Annotated in this window: 18 protein-coding genes and 1 pseudogene; 7 read left to right on the forward strand and 12 right to left on the reverse strand. The window is 72.7% G+C overall.

The genetic code is table 11. From position 1 onward, the window contains the following. The first annotated feature begins 65 nt into the window (after positions 1-65). Complete coding sequence (locus O7635_RS28730) at positions 66-968, forward strand: MHYT domain-containing protein (protein ID WP_278083611.1); 903 nt, start codon at positions 66-68, stop codon at positions 966-968. Between the two features lie 18 nt (positions 969-986). After that, positions 987-2213 (forward strand): FAD-binding protein, encoded by a 1227-nt coding sequence (locus O7635_RS28735; protein ID WP_278083612.1) that lies wholly within the window; start codon positions 987-989, stop codon positions 2211-2213. On the opposite strand, the gene O7635_RS28740 is transcribed toward O7635_RS28735, so the two are convergent. The 4 genes from O7635_RS28740 to O7635_RS28755 form a co-directional block, all read right to left on the reverse strand. Next, on the reverse strand, positions 2210-2773 hold the full coding sequence (locus O7635_RS28740) for a TetR/AcrR family transcriptional regulator (protein ID WP_278083613.1): 564 nt from the start codon (positions 2771-2773) through the stop codon (positions 2210-2212). The two genes, O7635_RS28735 and O7635_RS28740, sit on opposite strands and share 4 nt — an antisense overlap. Next, positions 2766-3578, reverse strand: a complete 813-nt coding sequence (locus tag O7635_RS28745) for an alpha/beta hydrolase (protein ID WP_278083614.1) — start codon at positions 3576-3578, stop codon at positions 2766-2768. The genes O7635_RS28740 and O7635_RS28745 overlap by 8 nt, the downstream gene beginning before the upstream one ends. A gap of 32 nt (positions 3579-3610) precedes the next feature. Next, a complete protein-coding gene (locus O7635_RS28750) occupies positions 3611-6076 on the reverse strand; it encodes an FUSC family protein (protein WP_278083615.1) in 2466 nt (821 codons plus the stop codon). Positions 6077-7309: 1233 nt separating this feature from the next. Continuing rightward, a complete protein-coding gene (locus O7635_RS28755; RefSeq protein ID WP_278083616.1) occupies positions 7310-8173 on the reverse strand; it encodes an NAD(P)-dependent oxidoreductase in 864 nt (287 codons plus the stop codon). Between the two features lie 91 nt (positions 8174-8264). Between O7635_RS28755 and O7635_RS28760 the strand changes: the two genes are divergently transcribed. Next, the gene (locus O7635_RS28760) at positions 8265-8855 is read left to right on the forward strand and encodes a TetR/AcrR family transcriptional regulator (RefSeq protein ID WP_278083617.1); all 591 of its coding nucleotides are present in this window, start codon (positions 8265-8267) and stop codon (positions 8853-8855) included. Between the two features lie 529 nt (positions 8856-9384). Here O7635_RS28760 and O7635_RS28765 read toward each other — a convergent pair. Further along, on the reverse strand, positions 9385-10707 hold the full coding sequence (locus O7635_RS28765) for a GMC family oxidoreductase (RefSeq protein WP_278083618.1): 1323 nt from the start codon (positions 10705-10707) through the stop codon (positions 9385-9387). A 42-nt stretch (positions 10708-10749) separates the two neighbouring features. Continuing rightward, positions 10750-12408 (reverse strand): MFS transporter, encoded by a 1659-nt coding sequence (locus tag O7635_RS28770; protein ID WP_278083619.1) that lies wholly within the window; start codon positions 12406-12408, stop codon positions 10750-10752. Between the two features lie 19 nt (positions 12409-12427). Here O7635_RS28770 and O7635_RS28775 point away from each other — a divergent pair, with 19 nt between their 5' ends. Continuing rightward, positions 12428-13000: a CGNR zinc finger domain-containing protein gene (locus O7635_RS28775; protein ID WP_278083620.1), complete on the forward strand. Its 573-nt coding sequence runs from the start codon at positions 12428-12430 to the stop codon at positions 12998-13000. Here the strand turns inward: O7635_RS28775 and O7635_RS28780 are convergent. The 5 genes and pseudogenes from O7635_RS28780 to O7635_RS28800 form a co-directional block, all read right to left on the reverse strand. Beyond that, entirely contained in the window at positions 12967-13944 is a 978-nt protein-coding gene (locus O7635_RS28780; protein ID WP_278083621.1) for a Gfo/Idh/MocA family oxidoreductase, read from the reverse strand. The genes O7635_RS28775 and O7635_RS28780 overlap by 34 nt on opposite strands. Positions 13945-13954: 10 nt before the next feature. Continuing rightward, positions 13955-15649 (reverse strand): MFS transporter, encoded by a 1695-nt coding sequence (locus tag O7635_RS28785; protein WP_278083622.1) that lies wholly within the window; start codon positions 15647-15649, stop codon positions 13955-13957. 88 nt (positions 15650-15737) lie between these two features. Then, positions 15738-17441: a glycerol-3-phosphate dehydrogenase/oxidase gene (locus O7635_RS28790; protein WP_278083623.1), complete on the reverse strand. Its 1704-nt coding sequence runs from the start codon at positions 17439-17441 to the stop codon at positions 15738-15740. Positions 17442-17509: 68 nt separating this feature from the next. Further along, positions 17510-19027, reverse strand: coding sequence for a glycerol kinase GlpK (glpK, locus tag O7635_RS28795; RefSeq protein ID WP_278083624.1), 1518 nt, complete (start codon positions 19025-19027; stop codon positions 17510-17512). 321 nt (positions 19028-19348) lie between these two features. Further along, positions 19349-20113: pseudogene (locus O7635_RS28800) on the reverse strand (MIP/aquaporin family protein); the annotation flags it as partial. Positions 20114-20654: 541 nt separating this feature from the next. Between O7635_RS28800 and O7635_RS28805 the strand changes: the two are divergent. The 3 genes from O7635_RS28805 (at position 20655) to O7635_RS28815 (ending at position 22872) form a co-directional block, all read left to right on the forward strand. Continuing rightward, complete coding sequence (locus O7635_RS28805) at positions 20655-22145, forward strand: HAMP domain-containing sensor histidine kinase (RefSeq protein ID WP_278085592.1); 1491 nt, start codon at positions 20655-20657, stop codon at positions 22143-22145. Positions 22146-22216: 71 nt separating this feature from the next. Next, entirely contained in the window at positions 22217-22591 is a 375-nt protein-coding gene (locus O7635_RS28810; protein WP_278083625.1) for a DUF1622 domain-containing protein, read from the forward strand. Between the two features lie 11 nt (positions 22592-22602). Beyond that, complete coding sequence (locus tag O7635_RS28815; RefSeq protein WP_278083626.1) at positions 22603-22872, forward strand: hypothetical protein; 270 nt, start codon at positions 22603-22605, stop codon at positions 22870-22872. Here the strand turns inward: O7635_RS28815 and O7635_RS28820 are convergent. Then, positions 22869-23468 (reverse strand): dihydrofolate reductase family protein, encoded by a 600-nt coding sequence (locus O7635_RS28820; protein ID WP_278083627.1) that lies wholly within the window; start codon positions 23466-23468, stop codon positions 22869-22871. The two genes, O7635_RS28815 and O7635_RS28820, sit on opposite strands and share 4 nt — an antisense overlap. Positions 23469-23554: the final 86 nt, after the last annotated feature.

The raw sequence follows: 23554 nt of genomic DNA on the forward strand, positions 1-23554 counted from the left end.
TCAATTGTCCCATCGGTAGGACATTGTTGATCTCACAACAAGCTGGCGGACGACGAAAGCGAATCATGGCGCACATCGACCAATTCGGGTACGGCTGGATTACCCCGACCTTGAGCTACGCGCTGTCGGTGCTGGGCTCGGTGCTCGGCCTGATCTGCGCCCAACGGGCCCGCGAGGCCCACGGCACCGCCCAGCGCGCCTGGTGGCTGATGCTCGCGGCCTGGGCCATCGGCGGCACCGCGATCTGGAGCATGCATTTCATGGCGATGCTCGGATTCTCGGTCACGGGCGCGCCGATCCGTTATGACATCGGCCTGACCGCCGCCAGCGCGCTGATCGCGATCGTGATGGTGCTCATCGGTCTGCTCATCGCCGGTCTCGGCCGCCCGATGCTGATCAAAGTGATCATCGGCGGCGTGGTGGCCGGCCTCGGCGTCGCGGCGATGCACTACACCGGCATGGCGGCCATGGAGCTCAACGCCGACGTCCACTACGACACCACCCGGGTCGGCCTGTCGATCGCCATCGCGGTCGTCGCGGCCGCCGTCGCGCTCTGGCTCGCGACCAACGTCCGGGGCACCCTGGCCGTCATCGCCTCCGCCCTCGTCATGGGTGTCGCCGTCAACGGCATGCACTTCACCGGCATGTACTCGATGTCCGCCACGCTCCACGAGGACCAGGGCACGCTCTCCGGCGCCACCGCCTCGGGCCTGCTCGTGCCGATCGTGCTCGCCGTGATCCTGGTCGTGATCGGCCTGGTCTACGCGGTACTGGCCGCGCCGACAGCCGACGACCGGGCCGGCGTCGAATACATCCAGGCCCGGATGGCCGACCGGCTCGACCGGCTGCCGACGAGCGCGGCCGAGCCCGACCCGCACGGCCTGGCCGCCCGCGTCGACCCGGCGCCACCGGCCAAGCCGGGCCCCGACCCCAACGGCCTGGCGTCCCGGTTCCAGAGCCGCCGCTGACCGCTTAGGTTTGGGCCCATGGAGTTCAACTGGGCCCGAAGCCACGAGTACGGCGCCGCGCGGCTGGCCCGCCCCTCGACCGTCGACGAGGCGCGCGAGCTGGTCGCCGGCGCCGATCGCGTGCGGGCGCTCGGCACCCGGCACTCGTTCACCGGCATCGCCGACACCACCGGCCTGCTGCTGGCCACCGGCGGCCTGCCGGCGGACCTCGTGCTCGACGAGTCCGACCGCAGCGTGACGGTCGGCGCCGGGGCCCGCTACGGCGAGGTCGCCGTCGAGCTGGACGCCCGCGGGTGGGCGCTGGCCACGATGGCGTCGTTGCCGCACATCTCGGTCGCCGGCGCGGTCGCGACGGGCACGCACGGCTCGGGGGACCGGACCGGTTCGCTCGCGGCGGGCGTACGCGCGCTCGAGGTGATCGGCCCCGACGGCGCGCTGCGCCGGGTGGCCCGCGGCGAGCCGGACTTCCCCGGCAGTGTGGTCGCGCTGGGCGCGCTCGGCGTGGTGACCCGGGTGACCCTCGACGTCGAACCGTCCTATGTGGTGCGCCAGGCGGTCTACCGCGACCTGCCGTGGTCGCTGGCGTCGACGTCGCTGGACGCGCTGACCGGGGCGGCCTACAGCGTGAGCCTGTTCCTCGACTGGGGCACTGACCGGATAGCCCAGGTCTGGTTGAAGAGCCGCGGCGAGCTGCCCGAGGCGCTCTTCGGTGTGGCGGCGGCCGACGAGCCGGTGCACATGCTGGCCGGCGCGACCACCGAGGCGGTGACCGGGCAGCAGGGCGTGCCGGGTCCCTGGCACGAGCGGCTGCCGCACTTCCGGCTGGCGTTCACGCCGAGCCGCGGCGAGGAGCTCCAGAGCGAATACCTCGTGCCGCGTGGCTCCGTGCAGGAGGCGTTCGCGTCGCTGCGGCCGCTCGGACCACGAATCTCGCGGGTGCTGCAGATCTCCGAGATCCGCACGGTCGCGGCCGACGACCTCTGGCTGAGCGGCGCCTACGGCACCGACGTGGTCGGGATCCACTTCACCTGGGTCAAGGACGCCGAGAGCGTGTACGCGCTGCTGCCCGACATCGAGGCCGCGCTGCTGCCGCTCGGGGCCCGGCCGCACTGGGGCAAGTGCTTTGCCACCACCGACGTGGCCGGCCTCTACCCGCGGATGGCCGACTTCCGCGCGCTGCGGGCCCGCGTGGACCCGACCGGCAAGTTCGGCAACTCGATGGTGGACCGGCTGCTCGGCGGTTAGCGCCAGCTCCGCAGCGCGCGGTCGAGGGCGGCGACCAGGTGGTCGAACGAGGCGTCCAGGCTCTGCGGCAGGCCGAAACCGCCGGCCGCGTCGATGGCCACGAAGCCGTGCAGGGCGCTGCGGGCCACCCGGGTGGCGTGGATGGCGCGGTCGCCCTCCAGGCCGTACCCCTTGAGGATGGCCAGGAAGACGGCGACCGCGCCCTCGGCCGCGGCCTGGTGGTCGACGTCGCCCGGGTCCGGCGCGCGCAGCGACGCCGCGTAGGGCCCCGGGTTGGCCAGCGCGTAGCCGCGGTAGGCCGCCGACACCGCCCGCAGGGCGTCGGGGCCGCTGAGCCCGACCGCCGCGTTGGCGGTGGCGGCGGTCAGCTCGCGGACGCCGCGCAGGGCCAGCAACCGGCGCAGCCCGTCGAGCCCGGCGACGTGCTTGTAGAGGCTGGGCAATGTCACACCGAGCTGGCTGGCCACCTTGGCGAGGGTCAACCGCTCCAGCCCGACCTCGTTGGCCAGCCGGGCCGCCTCGTCGACGACCACCGCCGGTGTCAGGCCCGCCCTAGGCACTGGGGAACGCCTTGCCGAGGAACGCCACCAGCGCCGGGTTGACCAGGTCGGGGCGCTCCGCCATCGGGTAGTGGCCCGCCCCCGGCACCAGCACGAGCTCCGCGCGCAGGGCGTCGGCGACGAACCGGGCCTCCTCCGTCGGGTCCGGCCAGTCCGGGTCCTTGTCGCCCATCACCACGAGCGCCGGCTGGTCGACGGAGGACAGCCGCTGCTCGGCGGGCGCGTGCGAGGTGCCGGCGGTGGCCCGGAAGGACGCCAGGTGGTCGCCGCCGCGCAGGCTCTCCTTGATGCGGCGCTGGTGGTCGGCCAGGTCCGCCGGCGGCCGGCCCGGGTAGTAGCGCTTGTAGTAGGACGCCCACGCGCCCGGCCCCCACGGCTTGCGGAGCAGCAGCGAGATCGACAGCTTGGCCGCCGCGCTCAGCTTGGGGTCGCGGACGAACGGGCCGAACAGGCCGAGGGCGGCGACGGCGTCGGGGCGCTCGGCGGCGGCGTAGACGGCGGCGCCGGCGCCCATGCTGTTGCCGAGCAGCGCCGCCGGCCCGCCGCCGAGGTGGTCGATCAACGCGAGCGTGTCGGTGGCCTGAGCCACGTCGTCGTAGGCGTCGAAGCCGTCGGAGCTGTCGCCGTGGCCGCGGGAGTCGAAGGTGGCGACCCGGTAGCCGGCCTCGACCAGCGCGGGGACGGTGAACCGGTAGACCGAGCGCAGGTCGCCCATGCCGTGCAGGCCGATCACCAGCGGGCCCTCGCCCTGGACGTCGTACGCGATGCGGCGGCCGGTGCCGCGCTCGAGGTAGTTAACTGCCATAGCCGCAAAGTTAATACAACTAGCCTGGATCGTCAAGCCCGGCCGGCCGCTTCGGCCAGACCCTCCTCGAGCCGGCGGGCCGCGTCGAGGTGGTCGGCGGTCCAGATCACCCGCACGGCGGTCGAGGTCGCCCCGCGGTCGCCGCCGCTCAGGTCGCGGCGGACGGCCTCGAGCAGCCGGCCGTCGGTCGCCAGGTCGGGCGGTGACGGCGCGGGCGTCCGCCGGTCGCCGGTGATGCTGCCGGCCAGGTCGGTGTACCAGCGTTCGACGGTGCGGCTCGTGCTCAGCAGCAGCGAGCGGGCCGCCGCCCGGTCACCCTCGGCCGGCTGGCCCCGCTGCCAGAGGTCGAGCACCGCGTCGGCCGCGATCCGCAGACCCGCGACGCCGTTGACCAGGCTGGTGATCTCGGCGAGCGGCATCGGCTTGGCGCCGCGCTCGGTCAGGTAGGTGCGGAAGGTGTCGTCGAGCCGGCGGGCCGCCGCCGCGGCCCGCTGCGCCTGCGCCGTCGGGGCCGGTGGGCGGGCGGTGCCGTCGCAGCAGAGCGCCGCGTACGCGACGGCGGCGTGCAGGTAGCGGGCGCTCTCGTCGTACGCGTCGGCCAAGGCTCGGCGCAGTTCCTGGCGCGCGCCGCGGGGCCACAGCAGCAGGCCCACCAGGATGCTGATCCCCACCCCGATCGCGATGTCCTCGATGCGGATGAGCCCGAGCTCCCACCCGGCCGGCTGGATGATGTTGAACAGGATCAGCAGCGTGACGGTGAACGCCGCCTGCCCGGCCGCGAACGAGATCAGCGCCGGCGCGATGCCGGCCATCAGCACGGCGATCGGCAGCAGCGCCCAGAGCACGTCGATGTCGGTGCCGATGCCGATGAGGATCACCGCGCCGATCACGAACCCGACGACGGTGCCGGCAATCGCCCGCACCGCGTTCTGCCCGGTCGACAGGGCGTTGGAGCGGAGCACGGCCAAGGCACCGAAGATCACCCAGAACGAATGTTGTACGCCGATGTAGTGCACGACCGCGACGGCCGCCGCCACGCCGACGGCGCCGCGGAGGCTGTTGTGCAGCCAGGTGGAGTGCCACTGGAGGTGGGCCAGCGCGCGCTCGCGGGCGGTGGCGAACGGCCCGGCCAGCCCGCCCGGCTGCTGCCCGAGGGCGCGCTGCAGCCAGGTCCGCCGCTCGGCCGCCACGCTGAGGGTGATGTTGCGGGCGACGAGCTGGATGGCGTACGCCACCTCCTGCACGCGGAAGCTCGGCTCGAGCGCGCTGATGAACTCGGCGGGCGGACTCTCCCGGGTGGCCATCGCCGCCTGACCCATGCGGGCGCGCGCGGAGTCGAGGCGGCGCTGGGCGGCGTGCACGAGGTCGGGGTCGGTGTCGGGGTGTTCGAGCAGGGTGGCGGCCGCGTCGAGCAGATCGGCGGCGGCGTCTTTGACTGTCGCCACGGCCTCGGAGGGGGTGTCGTGGGCGGCCGGGTGCCGCATGATGTCGCGAATCCAGGCGAGCTCGTCGATCAGGCGTACGCGGGTGCGGTCCGAGCTGGTGAGCCCGGCGGGCCTGGTGGGGGCGGCGAGGAACTGCTGATGGAGCGCGGTGACGGCGGCGGCGGCCTGCGTGGTGCGGTCGTCTGGTGTTTCGTCGCCGTGCTCGCTGCGGGCTTCTTCGGGTAGGGCTTCGGTGGGCGCCTGCTGCGTGCGCTCGTCTCTTCCTCCGTTGTCCCGCTCGCTGCGGGCCTTTTCGCGTAGGGCTTCGGCGGGCGTTTGGTGTGTGCGGTCGTCTCTTCCTTCGTTGCCGTGCGGGCGGTGGGCTTTTTCGCCCGAGGCCTCGGCGGGCGTTTGGTGTGTGCGGTCGTCTCTTCGTCCGTTGTACCGCTCGCTGCGGGCCTTTTCGCGTAGGGCTTCGGCGAGCGCCCGGCAGGCGGCGACCGTGGGTGGGCGGAGCGGGTCGCGGGCCGGGGCGGGCCAGAGGAAGCGGACGGCGAGGAGGGAGGCGCCCGCGGCCAGCCCCCAGCCGGCGAGACGGGGGATGACCTGGGCCGGTCCGGCCGGGAGGGAGACGGCCAGGATCACGGCGAGGAGCAGGGAGAGGCTGGCGCTGGCGAGCACGGAGCTGACCACGCCCGAGAAGAGGATCACGAACGCCACCAGCAGGATGAGCGGGGCCGCCAGCCAGACGTGCGGCGAGATCAACGTGCCGATCGCGATCAGCGTGCCGCCGGCGACGATCAGCGCCAGCTCCGCTTCGATCCGCTCCCGCATCGGGCCGACGAACTCGACGAGGAGCAGCAGACAGAAGACGCCGATCGCCGAGAAGGTGCCGATCTGGACGTCGCCGATGCCGAGGAGCCCGATCGCGAACACGCTGGGCATGACGACCGCGGCCCGGGCCGCCCGGCGGACGGCGCCGTCGTGCCAGAGCCGCTTCGCGAACCGGTTCGTGGCGCGCGTGGCCGTCGCGGGCCAGGCGGTGGCTTGATCGCGAGCTACGACCCGAGTCATCACCGGCCCCAATACCGACATAGCGGAAATACCGAACCTTTTTCCGAGGCTAACACCGCCTCGGGCCCCTCGCGCCCACGTCGATCTCCGTCCGGTCAGCCTCTTCCTGGCCCTGCGGTCGGGCCGGTCACGCTGATCGGGCCGGCACCCGGACCGGGGCTGAAGACCCGAGCGTCGGCGCGGTTCGTTCCTGGGCCGAAGGTCGGGCCGGATTGGTGTGGGGCGATCGAGCCGGTGGGCACCCACGGCCTATGCGGCGCAGCGCCGATGCCAGCTTGGTCATGTGCAGCCCATCAGCAGATCACGACCCGACACCCATGATCATGTGCACGTCGCTTGGAGCGCACTCGGCGTGTCGCCCAGACGACGCACACCTGATCAAGCAGGTGTCCCGTTTGGAACCAGATCCCGTGCACATGATCTGTGAGGCGCGTCCGCAGGACGGTGATGCCGCACCCTGCCACCAAACACTGGGTTTCCTTGTCCGCGGAAAGCGCGGACAGGGGAACCTCCTTCATGACGCAGCCCTTCCACGCAGGCGCGGTCCCGGAGTGCGCGGCGCGTGGTGCCGATCGCGCTCACCTGATCATGAAAACGAGGCGATCGCGTCGGTCCAGGCCGCCTGCACGACGGGGGCGTGCTCGACCGGGGCGATAGCCGCGTGCCGAGTCGTGGCCAGGCCCTCGGCGCCCGACTGCAGACCTGGCCTGAAATGCATGATCACGGGCGCCCTGGGAGGTCTCGCCGCCGCGGTGGCCGACCAACGTTCCGCCATCCGCGGTTGGCAGTCGCGCTTGTGGGTGTCGACGGCGGTGGGGGTCGCTGCCGCGGCGGTCGCGACCGATCGGATTCCCATCCGGCGCCGGCAGGTCGAGTTAGGTGGGAGCCGGCGGCGGCGCGGTCTCGCTGTCGCGGCGGCTGCGACCGATCGGTCCGCCATCCGGCGCCGGCAGGTCGTTGGTGGGTGCCGGCGGCGTGCTGCGGCGGTCGCGGTCGATCGGTTGTCATCTGGGGTCGGCAGGTCGTTGGTGGGTGCCGGCGGCGTGCTGCGGCGGTCGCGGTCGATCGGTTGTCATCTGGGGTCGGCAGGTCGAGTTGGTGGGTGCCGGCGGCGTGCTGCGGCGGTCGCGGTCGATCGGTTGTCATCTGGGGTCGGCAGGTCGTTGGTGGGTGCCGGCGGCGTGCTGCGGCGGTCGCGGTCGATCGGTTGTCATCTGGGGTCGGCAGGTCGCGTTAGTGGGTGCCGGCGGCGGTGCGGTGTTCGATGGCGTGGAGGACCGCGGCCATGTCGGCGGGGCCGTGGCCGAGGTCCTGGGTCTCGGCGTAGAGGGCGTGTGCCGCGTCCAGCAACGGTGAGGCCAGGCCGGCGGCGCGGGCGGCCTCGGCCACCAGGCGGTTGTTGTCGAGGACGTTGGTGATCGAGGCCTGGACGGCGAAGTCGCGGTCGACCAGCTTGCGGGCCTTGACGCGGGAGACGGCGCTGGCCATCGGGCCGGCGTCGAGCACCGTGACGAACTGCTCCAGGTCGAGGCCGTGCCGCGCCGCGAAGTGGACCGCCTCGGCCAGGCCCGTGACCAGCGTGATGAGGAACAGGTTGACGGCGAGCTTCATGGTCAGGGCGCCGGGCACCGGGCCGCAGTCGAAGGTGCCCCGGGACAGCGGGGCGAGCAGCGGTCCGACGGTGGCCACCGCGTCCGGGTCGCCCGCCAGCATGACCACGAGCTCGCCGGCTTCGGCGGGCTTGCGCGAGCCGGAGACCGGCGCTTCGACGTAGCGGCCGCCCCGGGTCCGCACCTCCTCCGCCAGGGCGCGTGAGTGCTGCGGTGACGTCGTGCCCATGTGGACGACGGTTTTGCCCGCCAGTGGGACGCCGGCGAGCGTCTTCTCGATCGCCTCGGCGTCCGCCAGCATCATCAGCAGCACGTCGACCGACGCGACCAGCTCGGCCGGGCTGCCGGCGACGCGCGCCCCCGCGGCCCGCAGCGGCGCCGTCCGTTCGGGCGTGCGGTTCCACACCACGAGCGGCACGCCCGCCCGCGCGAGGTTGAGCGCCATCGGCGCTCCCATCACTCCCAGCCCCGCGAACCCGATCCGCACGACCGCACCACCTTCCGCGTTATGACAGCTGTCATAGTAGGCCCACTATGACGGCTGTCATAGCCCTCGGAGAGCCGGTAAACTGCCGGCCGTGAACGGAGAGCGGGGTCCGCGGGAGCGGATGGTCTTCAGCGCGGCCCAACTGATCCGCCGCGACGGCGTCGCGGCGACCGGCGTCCGCGACGTGGTGTCGCACGCGGACGCGCCGCGCGGGTCGCTGCAGCACTACTTCCCGGGCGGCAAGGAGCAGCTGGTCATCGAAGCGGTCGAGTGGGGCGGCCGCTACGCGGCCAACCGCATCGACCGTTTTCTGGCCGGCATCAGCCGACCGACACCGGCCCGCCTCTTCGCCGCGATGGTGCGGCAGTGGACCGACGAGTTCCGCACGATCGGCTACGGCCAGGGCTGCCCGGTCGCCGCCGCGACGGTCGACGGCGGCAGCACGGACGCCACCCGGGCCGCGGCCGCTGCCGCCTTCGCGGCCTGGCGCGCCCCGATCGTCCGCGCACTGACCGACATGGGCGTCCCGGCCCGCCGCGCCCCGTCCGCCGCGATGCTGATGCTCAGCACGCTGGAAGGCGCGATCCTGATCGCGCGGGCCGAGCAGAACACCCGCGCCCTCACCACCGCCACCCGCGAGTTGGGTCCACTACTCGACAGCTTCGTCCCACCGCGCCCATAATCGCGGCGGCGCCACCGCGCCACCTGCGATGCACGACCCGCGGTGGCGGCGGGGGGATATCGGTCGTCGCTGTCGAGCCCCGCGAAGCGCGATTGGTGCGGGTGTCAGCCCTGGACACTGTTGTCGCCGCGTGCGAAGCGGTACTGGGTTGCGGGTGTCGGCCCTGGACGCCGTTGTCGTCGGGTGCGAAATGGGACTCGGCGCGGCTGCCGGCCCCGGACGCCATCGCAGCCGACTACGAAGCGCGACCTCCCGCGGCGCTGGGGACATCGGACCCTGCTGGCCGAGTCTGGCACCTTTTCTCAACGGCTTCGTGGCGCTGCGACGATGACCGTCACGACGCCGGGACGTCGCGGCGGGTCTCTCTCCAATGCGCAGTGCCAGCGGCCTGTCGAGGCAGCGGACCCGGCCAGCGGCAGGTCCGGTAGCCGGTCTGGGCTTCCGCTGTCCTACCTTCCGTTGCGCCGCAACGGACCATCCAGCGCCCCGTGCCGAAGCGCGCCGCCGGCGCTGACGGCCAAGGTCCGGGTCAGTCGGCGGACGTCAGCATCGCCGCGGCGCGTTCGGCGATGGCGTGGGCGGCCGCGTGGGTGTTGCCCGTGACGATCGACGGCACGACCGACGAGTCGGCGATCCGCAGGCCGTCGATCGCGTGCACGCGGAGCAGCGGATCGACCACCGCGGACCCGTCGTTCCCCATCCGGCACGTCCCCGCCGGATGCCGGCACGGCGTCACGGTGTCCCGCACGTACTGGGCCAGCACCGCGGAACTGTCCACACCAGGACCCGGAAACTCCTCATCGGAACGCACGCCGGCCAGAGACCCGATCTCCCGGGCCAACCGCAGACCGGCGACCATCCGGTCGACGTCGCCGTCATCCGTGAGCAGCGCGGGATCGATCAACGGCTCGGCGTACGGGTCCGGCCCGCGTAGGCGGACCGTTCCCCGACTCGCCGGCCGCGTCAGGGCGAACACCACCGAGTAGCCGGTCTCGTCACCCGGATCGCTGCGCGGATGGATCGGGCGGTCCTCAAGTCCGATATGGACGTCAGGTGGCTCGTCCGGATCCGTGCCCGCGACAACGTGCGCGGCGGTGGGTGGCAGCGACCGTTCGGCCGCGTACGCCACCTGTGATCGGGGATGGTCGTGCAGGTTGCCGCCGACGCCGGGCAGGTCCGCGACCACCTCGACGCCGACGTCGCGCAGGTGGTCGCCCGGGCCGATGCCCGAGAGCAGCAGCAGCCGCGGCGAGCCGATCGCGCCCGCGGTCAGCACCACCTCGCGGTCGGCCCAGGTGACGCCGGCGCGACCGTCGACGCGGTACGCGACGCCGCGGCACCGGCCGTGCGTGACCACCAGCCGCACCGCCTCGGCCTCGGTGAGCACCGTCAGGTTGCCGCCCGCCCCGGCCAACGACTCGTCGCCGCCGGGCAGGGCCGCGCCGTCCGGCCACGCGACCAGGCCCGCCCCGGCGGCCGCCGCCCCGAGCGGGTCGTCGCGGGACACGGCCGCGAGCGAATCGTCGCCCAGATACGGCAACAGCGACGCGTACGTCCAGCCCGCGGCCCCCGCCTCCGCCCACGCGTCGTAGCTGGCCGGGTCGCCGTGCCCCGGCATGAGGCCGTCCGCGCCGCTGGAGCCGCCGAGCCCACGGCCCAACGGGTAGGGCAACGCCTGGCGGTCCGCGTTCAGTTGCGGCACGGTCGCGTACCCCCAGGTGGCTCCCGAGCGGGGCGGAAACGCGGCGCCGGCCTCCAGCAGCAGCACCGAGGCGTCGACGGTGGCCAGACGGGCGGCGAGCGCGCAGCCGGCGGTGCCGGCGCCGACCACGATGAAGTCGTACGTGCGCATGGCGGGCCCCCTCTCCCGAAGAACCGGGCCCATCCGTCGAGCCTAGGCCGGTGCTCGGCTCGATTCGGGTGTTCGCCGGTCAGCCGGGTCGGGACGAGGCGGGACATCGCGGTCAGTGGTGGAGAGACGGGGACGTACCGTCGCCAGCGGCAGCAACGCGACCAGCTGGACCAGGCCGACCAGGAGCACCACGCCCCGCGGCGGCAGCCAACCGGTGACGGGCCCGGTCGCGGCGGCCCCGAGCGCGAACGCGCCCACCTTGATGCTGGCCGCCGTCGCGACGACCTGCCCGTACCGCCGGCCCGGTGCCGACTGCTGCCGCACCGCGAGCGTCGCCGCGAGCATCGGCCCGACCGCCACCCCACCGGCCGTCGCGGCGGCCAACGCCAGCGGAAGCGTCGGCGCCCCGGCGACGCCGGCCAACGCGACACCCAACCCGGCCAACGCGGCGCCGAGCACCGGGATCGGCCGGAACCGCGCCAGCAACCGGGCCGACGCGAGCGCGCCGCCGAGCGACCCGGCGCTCATCGCGGTCAGGAACCACGCGCCGTGCGCCGCCGGGTGTCCGAAGTGGATGGCCAGCAGGGGGAACGCGACCGGCAACAATCCTTGCGCCGCATAGCCGACTGTGGTGGCGAGCGTCGCGGCCCGCAGCGCCCGCGCCCGCCACAGCAGACCGAGGCCGTCCCGAAGGGCGGGGAGCAGAGGATCCTTGCCCGGGTCCGCGGTGGGCGCGACCGTCGCTCCCGCCGGGGACCGCTCGCTCCGCTTCGCTGCCAGGTCCGCCGTGGGACCCGGCATCGGCGCCGCGGCTACCAGTACGAGCCCGGCCGCGCTCAGCGCGGCGGCCGCCGCCAACGCCGGCCCGGCGCCCGCCAGACTCGCGATCACCGCGACCAGCGCCGGCCCACCGAGCCCGGCGACGTCGTAGCTCGCCGCGTCGAGCGCGTTCGCCCGCGCCAGCCCGCCGGCGGGCACCGCGGTCGACGCATCATCCGCCGTGCCGGCGGCACCGCCCCTCACTGACGCCGCCCGGTCCCGGCGGCGCCGGAATAGCGGGGGGAGAAGGGCATGCGGTGCCCGGTCCGGGCGGGGCCGGAATAGCGGTGGGAGAAGGGTATGCGATGCCCGGTCCGGGCGGGCCCAAAATCGCGGGGGGCGAAGGGCATGCGATGCCCGGTCCGGCGGGCGCGCCGGGAATCGCGGAGGAGGAAGGGCATGCGATGCCCGGTCCGGCGGGCGCGCCGGAAATCGCGGGTGAGGCGGGGCAAGCGATGTCCGCTCTGGGCGAGGCGGGGTTCGCGGGTGGGGAGGGGCATAGGCCACGGCGCGCGGGACCAGGGCGCTGTAGCCGCCGGTCAGGATCGGTGCGGTCAGGCCCGCGACGAGGCCGAGGCCGACCAGCACCGCGCTCGGAGCGCGGCCGGCGAGCGCCAGGATGCCGGTCAACGCCCCGGCCAGCGCCACCTGGTTGGCCAGGAACAACCCGCGCGGCCGGCGCAACCGGTCGAGGAGAGCGCCCAGAACCGGCCCGGTGACCGGCGTCGGCAGCGCGAACGCCGCCACCACCAGGCCGGCCAGGCGGGCGTCGCCGGTGCGGGCGACCACGAGCAGCACCACCGCGACCGCCGCCGCCTCGTCGGCCAGCCGGGAGCCGGTCGCGGCGACCAGCAGCCGGCCCGGTGCGGTAACGGGTAACACGTCGAGTACCGTAACAGGGGTGACGGCGTTCGGATATGCGCGCTGGGCCGCGCTCGCGACCGCCCTGGTCAACACCGAGCCCGGCCGGCGGCACCCCGACCTGCTCACCGCGCCGGCCGACCTGGCCGCGCTGCTGCGCGCCCACGACGAGCCGGAGCCGGTGGACCCGGACGGGACCGACCTGCGCGACGCGCGCGAGGCCCGCAAGGCTTTCAGCGAGATCTTCGACGCGGCGCCAACTGAGGCGGCGCTGGCGACGAAGCTCAACGCGCTCCTCGCCCGCAGCGCCAGACCGCGACTGGTGACGCACGCCGGCGTACCCCTGCATCTGCACGTCGACGCCCCCGGCTCCTCGTGGGGCGGCTGGCTCGCGGCGTCCGGCGCGATGGGCCTCGCGCTGCTCGTCGCCGAACACGGCGCCGACGTGCTCGGTCGCTGCGCCGCGCCGGACTGCCGCGACGCCCTGGTGCGCACCGGCGGCGGCCCGGCACGGCGGTTCTGCTCGGCGACCTGCGCCAGCCGCGTACGCGTCGCCGCGCACCGGGCGGCCGCCCGCGCTCAGGGCCGGGGCGGCAATCCGGCGGCGGAATAGATCGCGTCGATCAGCGTCATCGTCCGCACCGAGTCGTCGGGCGGCGTCAGGTTGGTCGGCCGGCCACCGACGGCGTCGCGGAAGGCGCGCAGCTGGTGCACGTACGTCGGCTCCCCACCGAACCGCTCCCGGCGCCGCCGCCCGTCGACGGTCAGCGAGAACCGCGACGGCAGCTGCGGGGTGGCGTAATTGAACACCGACATCGTGCCGCGCGTGCCGACCACGCGGGCCCGGATGCGCAGCAGCGTCGACGACCACATCGACGCCTGGATCCGCCCGGTGCCGCCGCCCGGCAACACGAACTCCGCCGTCATCGCCCGGTCGATCCGCCGGTCGCGACGCAGCGTGCGGGCGCGCGCCCAGGTGACCGACGGCTCGCCGGGGCTCAGCATGCGCAGGCAGTGCACGGCATAGCAACCGGCGTCCATCAGCGCGCCGCCGGCCAGGTCCCACTGGTAGCGGATGTCGCCGAAGCGGGGGAGCGGGAAGCACATCGAGGTCTCCACGCGCTCGATCGCGCCGAGGTCGCCCTCCCGCACCACGCCGGCCATCCGCCGCGCCAGCGGGTGGTAGCGGTAGTGGAACGCCTCCATCACCACGAGCCCGGTCCCGGCCGCCGCGTCCCGCACGGAGACCGCCTGCGCCGCGTTGCTGGTGAATGGTTTCTCGCACAGCACGTGCTTCCCGGCCGCGACGGCGGCCAGCGTCCACCGGGCGTGCAACCCGTTGGGCAGCGGCACATAGACCGCGTCGAGGCTGGGATCGTCGACCAGGGCGGCGTACGAGTCGTGCACGGTCGCGATGCCATGCCGCCGGGCGAACGCCTCCGCCCGCCCGCGGTCCCGTGCCGCGATCGCCGCGACCTCGACCCCACCGACGACCGCCGCGGCCCGCACCAACGCCGCCGGAGCGATCCGCGCCGCACCGAGCACTCCGATCCGCACGGGCACGAGTCTAGGCCCGCAGCGCGGCCAGCGCGGCCGGCGTCAACTCCTGCGGGTCGACATCCGGCCGGAGCAGCAGCACCCGGGTGGTCGCCGCGGCGGTCAGGGCCGCCGTGAAGCTGCCGTCGGCGAACTGGGCCAGCGGGCCGCGCGGCGACGGTCCCAGCGCGACCGCGCGAGCGTCCACTTCGGACGCGTGTGCCGCCAGCACCCGGGCCGCGGCCGCGTGGTCGCCGACGCTGTGCAGCAGCTGGCCGCTGGCCGCGATGCCGAGCGAGCCCAGCCGATCGAGATGCGCGGCGAGGGCCGAGCGGGCCGACTCCTCCGACTCCGGGTCGATCGCCAGCTCCTCGACGACCACCGTCTCGCGGACGTGCACCACCTCCAGCGGCGCCCCGAGGCCGCGGGCGACCTCGGCGGCCGCGTCGACCGTCGACGTCGCGTCCGGGACCGCACCGACGGCCACCACCACGGGCGCCCCGGCCGACAACGCGCCGACCGGCTCGAGCGCGGGCGCCGGCGTGGCCAGGCTCCGCTCGGCCTCGCCGAGCAGCCGGTGGCCGGTCGCCAGCACCGCGATCGCCAGCACGAACGTCACGCCGCCCAGGTAGAACGGGACAGACAGTGACCACGCGTCGGCCAGCTTGCCCGCCACGAACGGGGCGAGGCCGCCGCCGATGAAGCGCACGAAGCCGTACGCCGACGACGCGACCGGGCGCTCGACCGGCGAGACCAGCATGACCGCCTGGGTGGTCAGCGTGTTGTTGATGCCGATGAACGCGCCGCTGACGATCACGGCGACGATCACCACGGTCGGCGTGGCGACCCCGAAGCCGATGACGGCCATCACCACGCCGAGCGCGGCCAGGTTCACGTACAACACCGGGGCCGTGCCGAAGCGGGCCTGCAGCCGGGGCGCGAAGACCACGCTGAACAGGGCGACCAGCAGCCCCCACCCGGTGAAGACCAGGCCGAGCTTGTGCGCGTCGAGCTCCATGGGATAGGGCGCGTAGCCCAGCATCGTGAAGAAGCCCCAGTTGTAGAGCAGCGCGGTGAGGCCCATCACCAGCAACCCGCGGTGGCGCAACGCCTTGAGGGGAGCGGCGACCGACGTCGGCGCGGCGGGCTTCGGCAGCGACGGCACGAACGCCAGCGTCGCGACCAGCGCGATGAACATCAGCGCCGAGACGCCGAAGAACGGGCCCTTCCAGCTGATGCTGCCGAGCTCCCCACCGAGCAGCGGGCCGACCGCGATGCCCAGGCCCAGCGCCGTCTCGTAGAGGATGATCGCGCCCGCGAAGCCGCCGCTGGCGGACGCCACGATGACGGCCAGGCTGGTCGCGATGAACAGCGCGTTGCCGAGGCCCCAGCCGGCGCGGAAGCCGACGATGCCGCCGATCGAGTCGGACGTGCCGGCCAGCGCGGCGAACACCACGATGACGGCGAGGCCGACGACCAGCGTGCGCTTGGCCCCGATCCGGCTCGAGACGGCGCCGACCAGCAGCATCGCGACCGCGGTGACCACCAGGTAGCTGGTGAACAGCAGCGACACCTGGCTCGGCGTGGCGTGCAGGTCGTCGGCGAGCGCCGGCAGGATCGGGTCGACCAGGCCGATGCCCATGAACGACACGACGCAGGCGAACGCCACGGCCCAGACCGCGCGCGGTTGCCGGAACGGGTTGGTGCGGGTTCGTGGTGCGGACAACGGGGGCTCCCAAGGCGTACGAGCGATAGCTGTACTATACACCTATTAGGCCGAGGACAAGGGCCCCCGGAGGGACCCTCGTCACTGCTCAGCCCAGGTCGACGGCGACGAGGCGGGCGGCCTCGGCCGTCTCGTCGTCGCTGGCCTCCTGCGCCTTGCGGTCGGCCTCGATGGCCTGCTCGTAGGCCGCCACCTCGCGGTCGACGTCGGCCTCCGTCCAACCCAGCACCGAGCCCATCAGCCGGGCCGCGTCCGGCGCCGCGCGCACGCCGCGCGAGAACGTCTCGAAGTACGCCCGGGTGCGCCGCGACAGCACGTCGTCGAGGTGCATCGCTCCCTCGTGGCTGGCGCCGTAGACGACCTCGGCCCGCAGGTAGTCGTCGGCGCCGTCGAGCGGTTCGGCCAGCCCACGGTCCTGCGCGATCAGCCGCAGCACCTCGAAGATCAACGAGCCGTAGCGGTTGAGCAGGTGCTCGATCCGGTGGACGTGCAGGCCCCAGACCTCGGCCAGCTCGTGCCGCTGGTTCCAGAGCGCCTTGTAGCCGTCGGCCCCGAGCAGCGGGATGTCCTTGGTCGGCGAGTCAGGCACGTTCTCCTGCTCGAGCCCGCGGACGGCCTCGTCCACAGTGTCCTCGGCCATCTTGCGATAGGTGGTGTACTTGCCGCCGGCCACCACCACCATCCCGGGGACCGGGCGGGCCACCGAGTGGTCGCGGGACAGCTTTGCGCTCGACTCGGCGGCTCCGGCGACCAGCGGCCGCAGGCCCACGTAGACGCCCTCGATGTCGGCCTCCGTCAGTGGGTTCACCAGCACCCGGTTGACGTGCTCCAGCAGATATTCGATGTCGGTGGCGGTGGCCGCCGGCCGCGCCTTGTCGAGCTCCCAGTCCGTGTCCGTCGTGCCGATCAGCCAGTGCCGGCCCCACGGGATGACGAACAGCACGCTCTTCTCCGTGCGCAGGATCAGCCCCGTGTCGAGCTGGATCCGGTCGCGCGGCACGGTGAAGTGCACACCCTTGGACGTACGCACGTGGAACTGGCCCTGCGTGTCGGCCAGCTGCTGCGTGTCGTCGGTCCAGACGCCGGTCGAGTTGATGACCTGCTTGGCCCGGATCCGGTGGGTGGCCCCCGTCATCAGGTCCTCGACCAGCGCGCCGACGACCTGGTCGCCCTCGCGCAGGTAGTCGACCACGCGCGCGCGGTTGGCCACCAGCGCGCCGTAGCTGGCCGCCGTGCGTACGACCATCATGGTGTGCCGTGCGTCGTCGACCTGGCCGTCGTAGTACTGCACGGCGCCGACGAGCGCCGACTTCTTGAGCCCCGGCGCCACCTTGAGCGCGCCGCGGCGGCTGAGGTGCTTGTGGTGCGGAAGGCCGCGGGCGGTGCCCGACGTGATGCCCATGGTGTCGTAGAGGATCAGGCCGCTGCCGACGTACGGGCGCTCCCAGATCCGGTGCTTGAGCGGGTAGAGGAACTGCACGGGGTGCACCAGGTGCGGCGCGATCCGTTGCAGGAGCAGCCCGCGCTCCCGCAGCGACTCGGCGACCAGGCCGAACTCGAACTGCTCCAGGTAGCGCAGCCCGCCGTGCATCAGCTTGCTGGACCGGCTCGACGTGCCCGACGCCCAGTCGCGGGCCTCGACCAGGCCGGTCGACAGGCCGCGGGTCACCGCGTCGAGGGCGCAGCCGGCGCCGACGACGCCGCCGCCCACCACCAGGATGTCGAGCTCGCGCTCCGCCATTCCGGCGAGGGCCCGGTTTCGTTGTGCTGCGGAAAGGGCCACGGCCTCCACGGCAACCTCCTGCTCTCATGCGATGGGGCGCCGCACGCGCGTACGCCTGCGACGCCCCGGTCGGTACCTCAGTCGACCTCGACCCAGCCCATCGTGCGGTCGACGGCCTTCTTCCACATCTTGTAACCCTCGTCGCGTTGCTGGTCGGACCACTCGGGCGTCCACCGCCGGTCCTCGTGCCAGTGCGCCCGCAGCTCCTCGACGGAGTTCCAGTACTTCACCGCCAGACCGGCCGCGTACGCGGCGCCCAGCGCGGTGGTCTCGGCGACCACCGGCCGGCTCACCGGCACGCCCAGGATGTCGGCCTGCATCTGCATCGCCAGGTCGTTGGCGGTGATGCCGCCGTCGACCTTGAGGATGTCCAGCGTGACCCCGGAGTCCTTCTGTGCCGCTTCCACCACGTCCTTGGACTGGTAGGAGATCGACTCCAGCGTCGCCCGGGCGAGGTGGCCGGCCGTGTTGAACCGCGACAGGCCGACGATCGCGCCACGCGCGTCGGACCTCCAATATGGAGCGAACAGGCCGGAGAACGCGGGTACGAAGTAGACACCCCCGTTGTCGCGGACACTGCGCGCCAGGGTCTCGCTCTCCGCGGCGTTGCGGATGATGCCGAGCTGGTCGCGCAGCCACTGCACGGCCGAGCCGGTCACGGCGATCGAGCCCTCCAGCGCGTACACCGGGTCCGTGTCGCCGAACTTGTAGCAGACCGTGGTGATCAGGCCGGCCTTCGACCGGACCACCTCGTTGCCGGTGTTGAGCAACAGGAAGTTGCCTGTGCCGTAGGTGTTCTTCGCCTCGCCGACGGCGAAGCAGACCTGGCCGACCGTGGCCGCCTGCTGGTCGCCGAGCGACGCGGGCAGCGCCACCTCGCCCCGGAACGGGCCGCTGGACTTCGTCATCCCGTAAAGGTTCGGGTCCGACGACGGTCGGATCTCGGGCAGCATCTGCCGCGGGATGTTGAAGAACGAGAGCAGCTCGTCGTCCCAGTCGAGCGTCTCGAGGTTCATCAGCATCGTCCGGCTGGCGTTGGTGACGTCGGTGATGTGCAGCCCGCCGTCACGCCCGCCGGTGAGGTTCCACAGCACCCATGCGTCGGTGTTGCCGAACATGGCCTCGCCGTTCTCCGCGGCCTCGCGGACCCCGTCGACGTTCTCCAGAATCCACTGGATCTTCCCGCCGGAGAAGTACGTCGCCGGCGGGAGACCGGCCTTGCGCCGGATCACGTCGCCCCGGCCGTCGCGGTCGAGCGCGGAGGCGATCCGGTCGGTACGGGTGTCCTGCCAGACGATCGCGTTGTAGTAGGGCCGCCCCGTTCGGCGGTTCCACACCACGGTCGTCTCGCGCTGGTTGGTGATGCCCACCGCGGCGAGGTCGCTGGCCGACAGGTTCTGCCGGGACATCGCCGTGGTGATCACCTCCTGGGTGCGCTGCCAGATCTCCAGCGGGTCGTGCTCGACCCAGCCGGCCTGCGGCAGGATCTGCTCGTGCTCCAGCTGGTGGCGCCCGACCTCGCGCCCCTCGTGGTCGAAAATCATGAACCGTGTGCTTGTCGTGCCTTGGTCGATAGCGCCTACGTAATCCGCCATCTCAGTGTTTCCTCCCGGGTTCGTGGGTCCGGTCGCCTACCGCAGTGGATCTGTGCCTGGCCCCGGATCCGTCGGTCCAGCACCCGGATCTCGCCCGGTACCCGGATCGATTCGTCCTGTGCCGGGATCGAAGCGCCGGCCGGTGCCGGTGTCTCTCCCTCCGGAACCGGGAATCGCGCCCCCGGAACCACGCTCGATCGGGCCGGACTCGCCGGTCGGCGTGCCGCCCCGGCCGCCACCGGCCTCGCTGCCACCGACGGCGTCGACCGGAACCTCTTCCACCCCGGCGCGGCCGGGAGGCGGAGCGGTCGTCTGCAGGAACGGCAGGACACGGCCGATGAACACCACGTAGATCAGGCCACCGATGAGGCCGCCGATGATCGGCGCGGCGATGGGTACCCACCAATAGAGCTGGTTGTACTGATCTCGCCACGCTGTTTCGTATCCGGTGATGTAGGACGCCAATCGAGGCCCGAAGTCACGGGCCGGGTTGATGGCGTAACCGGCGTTCGTGCCCCATGCCATGCCGATCGCGACCACGACCAGACCGACGATGAACGGCGTCAGGTTCGACAGCGGCGGGTCGTTGAGCCGGTCGGTCAGCACGAAGATCAGGAACACCAGGATCGCGGTGCCGATGACCTGGTCCAGGAAGCCGCCCCACAGGCTGACCGGCAACGTGCCGTTACCGGGCAGGGTGGAGAAGACGCCCTGGGACTTGGCCGTCAGCCCCGGGTCGAAGTTGTGCAGTACCGAGTTGTACGCCCAGCGCACGAGCAGCGCGCCGCAGAACGCGCCGAGGACCTGGGCGAAGATGAACGGCACCACACTCTTCCACGGGAACTTGCGGAACGCCGCCAACGCGATCGTCACCGCCGGGTTCAGGTGGGCACCACTGATCCGTGCCGCCGTATAGACACCCAGCACCACACCGAAGCCCCATGCCCACGAGATGCTGTCGTGGTCGCCGAGGGCGGAGCCACCAGCAACCACCTGGGCAACGACACCGATACCGAAGAGCAGCAGAATCATCGTGCCCAGGAACTCGGCGATCATCTGGACCACGATGTTCTGTCTGCTGAGAATTCCTCGAATTCCAGCCACAGCTTTCTAGCCCCCCAACAGCGTGCAACCTGGCGAATCGCTGATGGCAGTCACCGCTCGGAGCGCGCCTCAAGGCCAACAAAAGGATGAAGGCCCCAACCGGGGGATAGACACGTAACTAACGGCTATGTCTGAATATTCGGATTCGCCCTCTCTCACCGTCAGTCAAGCACGGGACCTCCGAAAGGGCTACGGCCAATCGCTTTAAACCCGAGAATCGCTCATTCTTTTGCCCGAATCTGGGGTACGTGCGAGGTCTCGGCCGGTTTCCGGCGGGCTCGGTGGCGGCCGGGCCGGATCACGTATGTCAGGCTAACCCGCCCGCCGTCGCCGGACGTCCGGATCGGCAGCATCCACAATGGTCCGTGACGCACGTGGCCCGTGGGTGGTCTTGTGTCCTCTGTGGTCACCGCCACAGCGCATCGACGAACGTAAGATTGTCACAGCTTTCTCTTAGCCCGCTCCCAGCCACTTTTGAGCATCGACCCGTAATAGATACGGTGTGCGGCCTCGTCTGACCCGGATGCCGCGGCGCTGGCGGCACTGGACCCTGCGGGCCCGGCTGGTGCTCGCGATCGCGACGCTGAGCGCGTTCGCCCTGCTCGTCGCCAACGCGATCGGGCTCGGCCTGCTGCGCCGCAACCTCACCGACCGGGTCGACGAGCAGCTGCGGGCGATGGGGCAGGCGGCGGTGGAGCGGCGCACGTGGGACGCGGTGGCGCCAACCTCGAACCCGATGTTCCCGCGTGGGCGGTTCGACGCCGACCGGGCCGTCGCGCTGGTCCCCACCGACGGCGGCACCCCGCTGCTGGTCGTGGCCGACGGAGTGCCGCCGCCCGCCCTGCCGGCGCGGCAGGAGCTCGTGGCCCGGGCCGGCGGCGAGCCGTTCACCGTGCGCTCGGTGGACGGCACGATGTCGTGGCGGCTGCTGGTGGTCGACCGCCGGGATGGCACGCTGGCCGTCTCGGGCGTCTCGCTCAAGGCCGTCGAGGGCACCGGTGACCTCCTGCTGGCCATCGACGTCGCGGTGATGCTGGTCGTGCTCGCGTTGCTGGCGGCGGTGGCCGCACTGGTGGTGCGGATGGGCCTGCGCCCGCTGACCCGGATGGAGCGCACGTCGGCCGCGATCACCGCCGGCGACCTGTCGCTGCGGGTGGGCGACGCCGACCCGCACACCGAGCCCGGCCGCCTGGGCATCGCGCTCAACTCGATGCTCGACCGGATCGAGGCCGAGGTGTCGGCGCGGACGACCTCGGAGCGCCGGCTGCGGCAGTTCGTCGCGGACGCCTCGCACGAGCTGCGTACGCCGCTCACCTCCATCCGCGGCTTCGCCGAGCTCTACCGGCGCGGGGGAGCGGCGCCCGGGCCGGTGCTCGACGAGATGATGGCGCGGATCGAGGCCGAGGCGGCCCGGATGGGGCTGTTGGTGGAGGACCTGCTGCTGCTGGCCCGGCTGGACCTGCAACGGACGCCCGAACGCCGGCCGGTGGACCTGCTGGCGATCGCGGCCGACACGATCCGCGACGCGTACGCCCGGGAGCCGGACCGTCCGGTGCGGCTGGCGGCGCTCGAGGGTGACGATGCGCCCTTCGAGCCCGTCACCGTGCTCGGCGACGGGCCCGGGTTGCGCCAGGTCGCCACCAACCTGGTGGCCAACGCGCTGCGGCACACCGGCGCGCCGGCCGAGGTGGTGGTGCGGGTGGGCCGGTGCGCCGCGGCGGCGTCCGCTGTCGCCGCCGTCGGTGAGGTGCCGACGGACCGGCCGCTGGCCGTGCTGGAGGTGGCCGACGGCGGGCCGGGCGTGCCGGCGGAGCACGCGGATCGGGTGTTCGAACGGCTCTACCGTGCCGATCCCAGCCGCAACCGGCGCAGCGGCGGCGCCGGACTCGGTCTGTCCATCGTGGCCGCGATCGTCACCGGCCACGGCGGGCGCGTCGAGCTGCACCCCACGCCGGGCGGCGGCGCGACGTTCCGGGTGCTGCTGCCCGAGGACGGCCGCGGGCCGGTCAGCTGAAGATCACCCATCCGGGTGACTGGAACGCCGGATGCCGGCGGGACCGCGTGGCCCGATGAGTAGGTTGACGGGTGAGCGTGCAGGAGCGGGTCGACGACGCCGTCAACGTGCTCGTGACGATCGTCGAGGCGGGTGGCGCGATCGTCATCGGCGCCGGCGCGCTGTACGCGTTCGGCCGTCTCCTGTGGCTCGCGGCGCGCGATCGCACCACGGCGTCGTTCGTGCTCGTTCGGCTCGACCTCGGCCGCTTTCTCGCGCTGGGACTGGAGTTCCAGCTCGCCGGCGACATCCTGCGCACCGCGGTCTCACCGTCGTTCAACGAGATCGGCCAGCTCGCGGCGATCGCGACGATCCGCACGGCGCTCAACTGGACGCTGCGGCGGGAGATCGAGGAGGAGCGCCGCCAGCTGACCGCCGGCCAGCACGACCGGCCGGCGGGCCCGTGACCCTGGGCGCGTTGACCGACGCCGCCGGCGCGGTCGTGGGAGCGATGGGCATCGTCGCGGCGGCGGCGACGCTGGCGAACGGCCGCCGCCCGCTGGCCGCGCTGGCGGTCCTGCTCGACTTCCTCACCGCCGCGGGCCTGCTGCACCTGGCCGCCGACCCGAGCTACCTGCGGGCGTTGTCGGCCGGCATCGTGCTGGTCATCCGGCACCTCGTCACGTGGACGCTGCAGACCGGCTCCCGCGACCTCCTCCCGCCGGCCCTCGGCCGCAGGAAGGGCTAGAGCGCCTTCTTCGCGTCCTCGTAGGTCCCCTGTGGCTGCTCGGCGGCCGGGCTGTAGAAGAGGTTCAGCACGCCGGTCTTGAAGGTGTCCGCGCGGTTGAGGGTGAGCGGGATCGGCTGCTCCCCGTCGGCGAACAGCTTCATGCCCGTGCCGACCACGATCGGGTGCACGAGCAGGTGCAGCTCGTCGAGCAGGCCGGCGGCGAGCAGCTGCCGGACGACCGAGACCGAGCCCGACATGCCGATGGCGCCGCCCGGCTCGTTCTTGAGCGCGGTGACGGCCTGGATCAGGTCGCCGCCGAGCAGCTCCGAGTTGCGCCAGGTGAACTCCAGCGGCTGCCGTGAGACCACGATCTTCCGGGTGTCGCCGAGGGTCTTCGCCATCTCGGCGTCCTCCTCGCCGGCCAGCTCGCGGTCGGGCCACGCCCCTGCGAAGCTGTCATAGGTCTTGCGCCCGATCAGGTACGTGTCGCAGGCGCTGAGCGTCTCGCCGACCGCCCGGCCCATCTCGTCGTTGAAGTAGGGGAAGTGCCACTGGTCGGGCGCCTCGACGACGCCGTCGAGCGAAATGAACAGCTGCGCGACGATTCTCCGCATAACGGCGACCCTAGCAGCGTTGACGTGAAAGCCTTATCCGGCACATGTGGCATCGGCGGATCGACATCCGCGCCCCCGGAAAGGAA

Origin of the sequence: Asanoa sp. WMMD1127, from assembly GCF_029626225.1 — a bacterium.
Taxonomy (GTDB): Bacteria; Actinomycetota; Actinomycetes; order Mycobacteriales; family Micromonosporaceae; genus Asanoa.

Excerpts from the sequence above, each read along its gene's own strand:
- O7635_RS28820 (WP_278083627.1), bottom strand. The coding sequence starts at position 23,468 with ATGCGGAGAATCGTCGCGCAGCTGTTCATTTCGCTCGACGGCGTCGTC.
- O7635_RS28745 (WP_278083614.1), bottom strand. The coding sequence starts at position 3,578 with ATGGCAGTTAACTACCTCGAGCGCGGCACCGGCCGCCGCATCGCGTAC.
- glpK (WP_278083624.1), bottom strand. The coding sequence starts at position 19,027 with ATGGCGGATTACGTAGGCGCTATCGACCAAGGCACGACAAGCACACGG.
- O7635_RS28750 (WP_278083615.1), bottom strand. The coding sequence starts at position 6,076 with ATGACTCGGGTCGTAGCTCGCGATCAAGCCACCGCCTGGCCCGCGACG.
- O7635_RS28805 (WP_278085592.1), top strand. The coding sequence starts at position 20,655 with ATGCCGCGGCGCTGGCGGCACTGGACCCTGCGGGCCCGGCTGGTGCTC.
- O7635_RS28730 (WP_278083611.1), top strand. The coding sequence starts at position 66 with ATGGCGCACATCGACCAATTCGGGTACGGCTGGATTACCCCGACCTTG.
- O7635_RS28765 (WP_278083618.1), bottom strand. The coding sequence starts at position 10,707 with ATGCGCACGTACGACTTCATCGTGGTCGGCGCCGGCACCGCCGGCTGC.
- O7635_RS28735 (WP_278083612.1), top strand. The coding sequence starts at position 987 with ATGGAGTTCAACTGGGCCCGAAGCCACGAGTACGGCGCCGCGCGGCTG.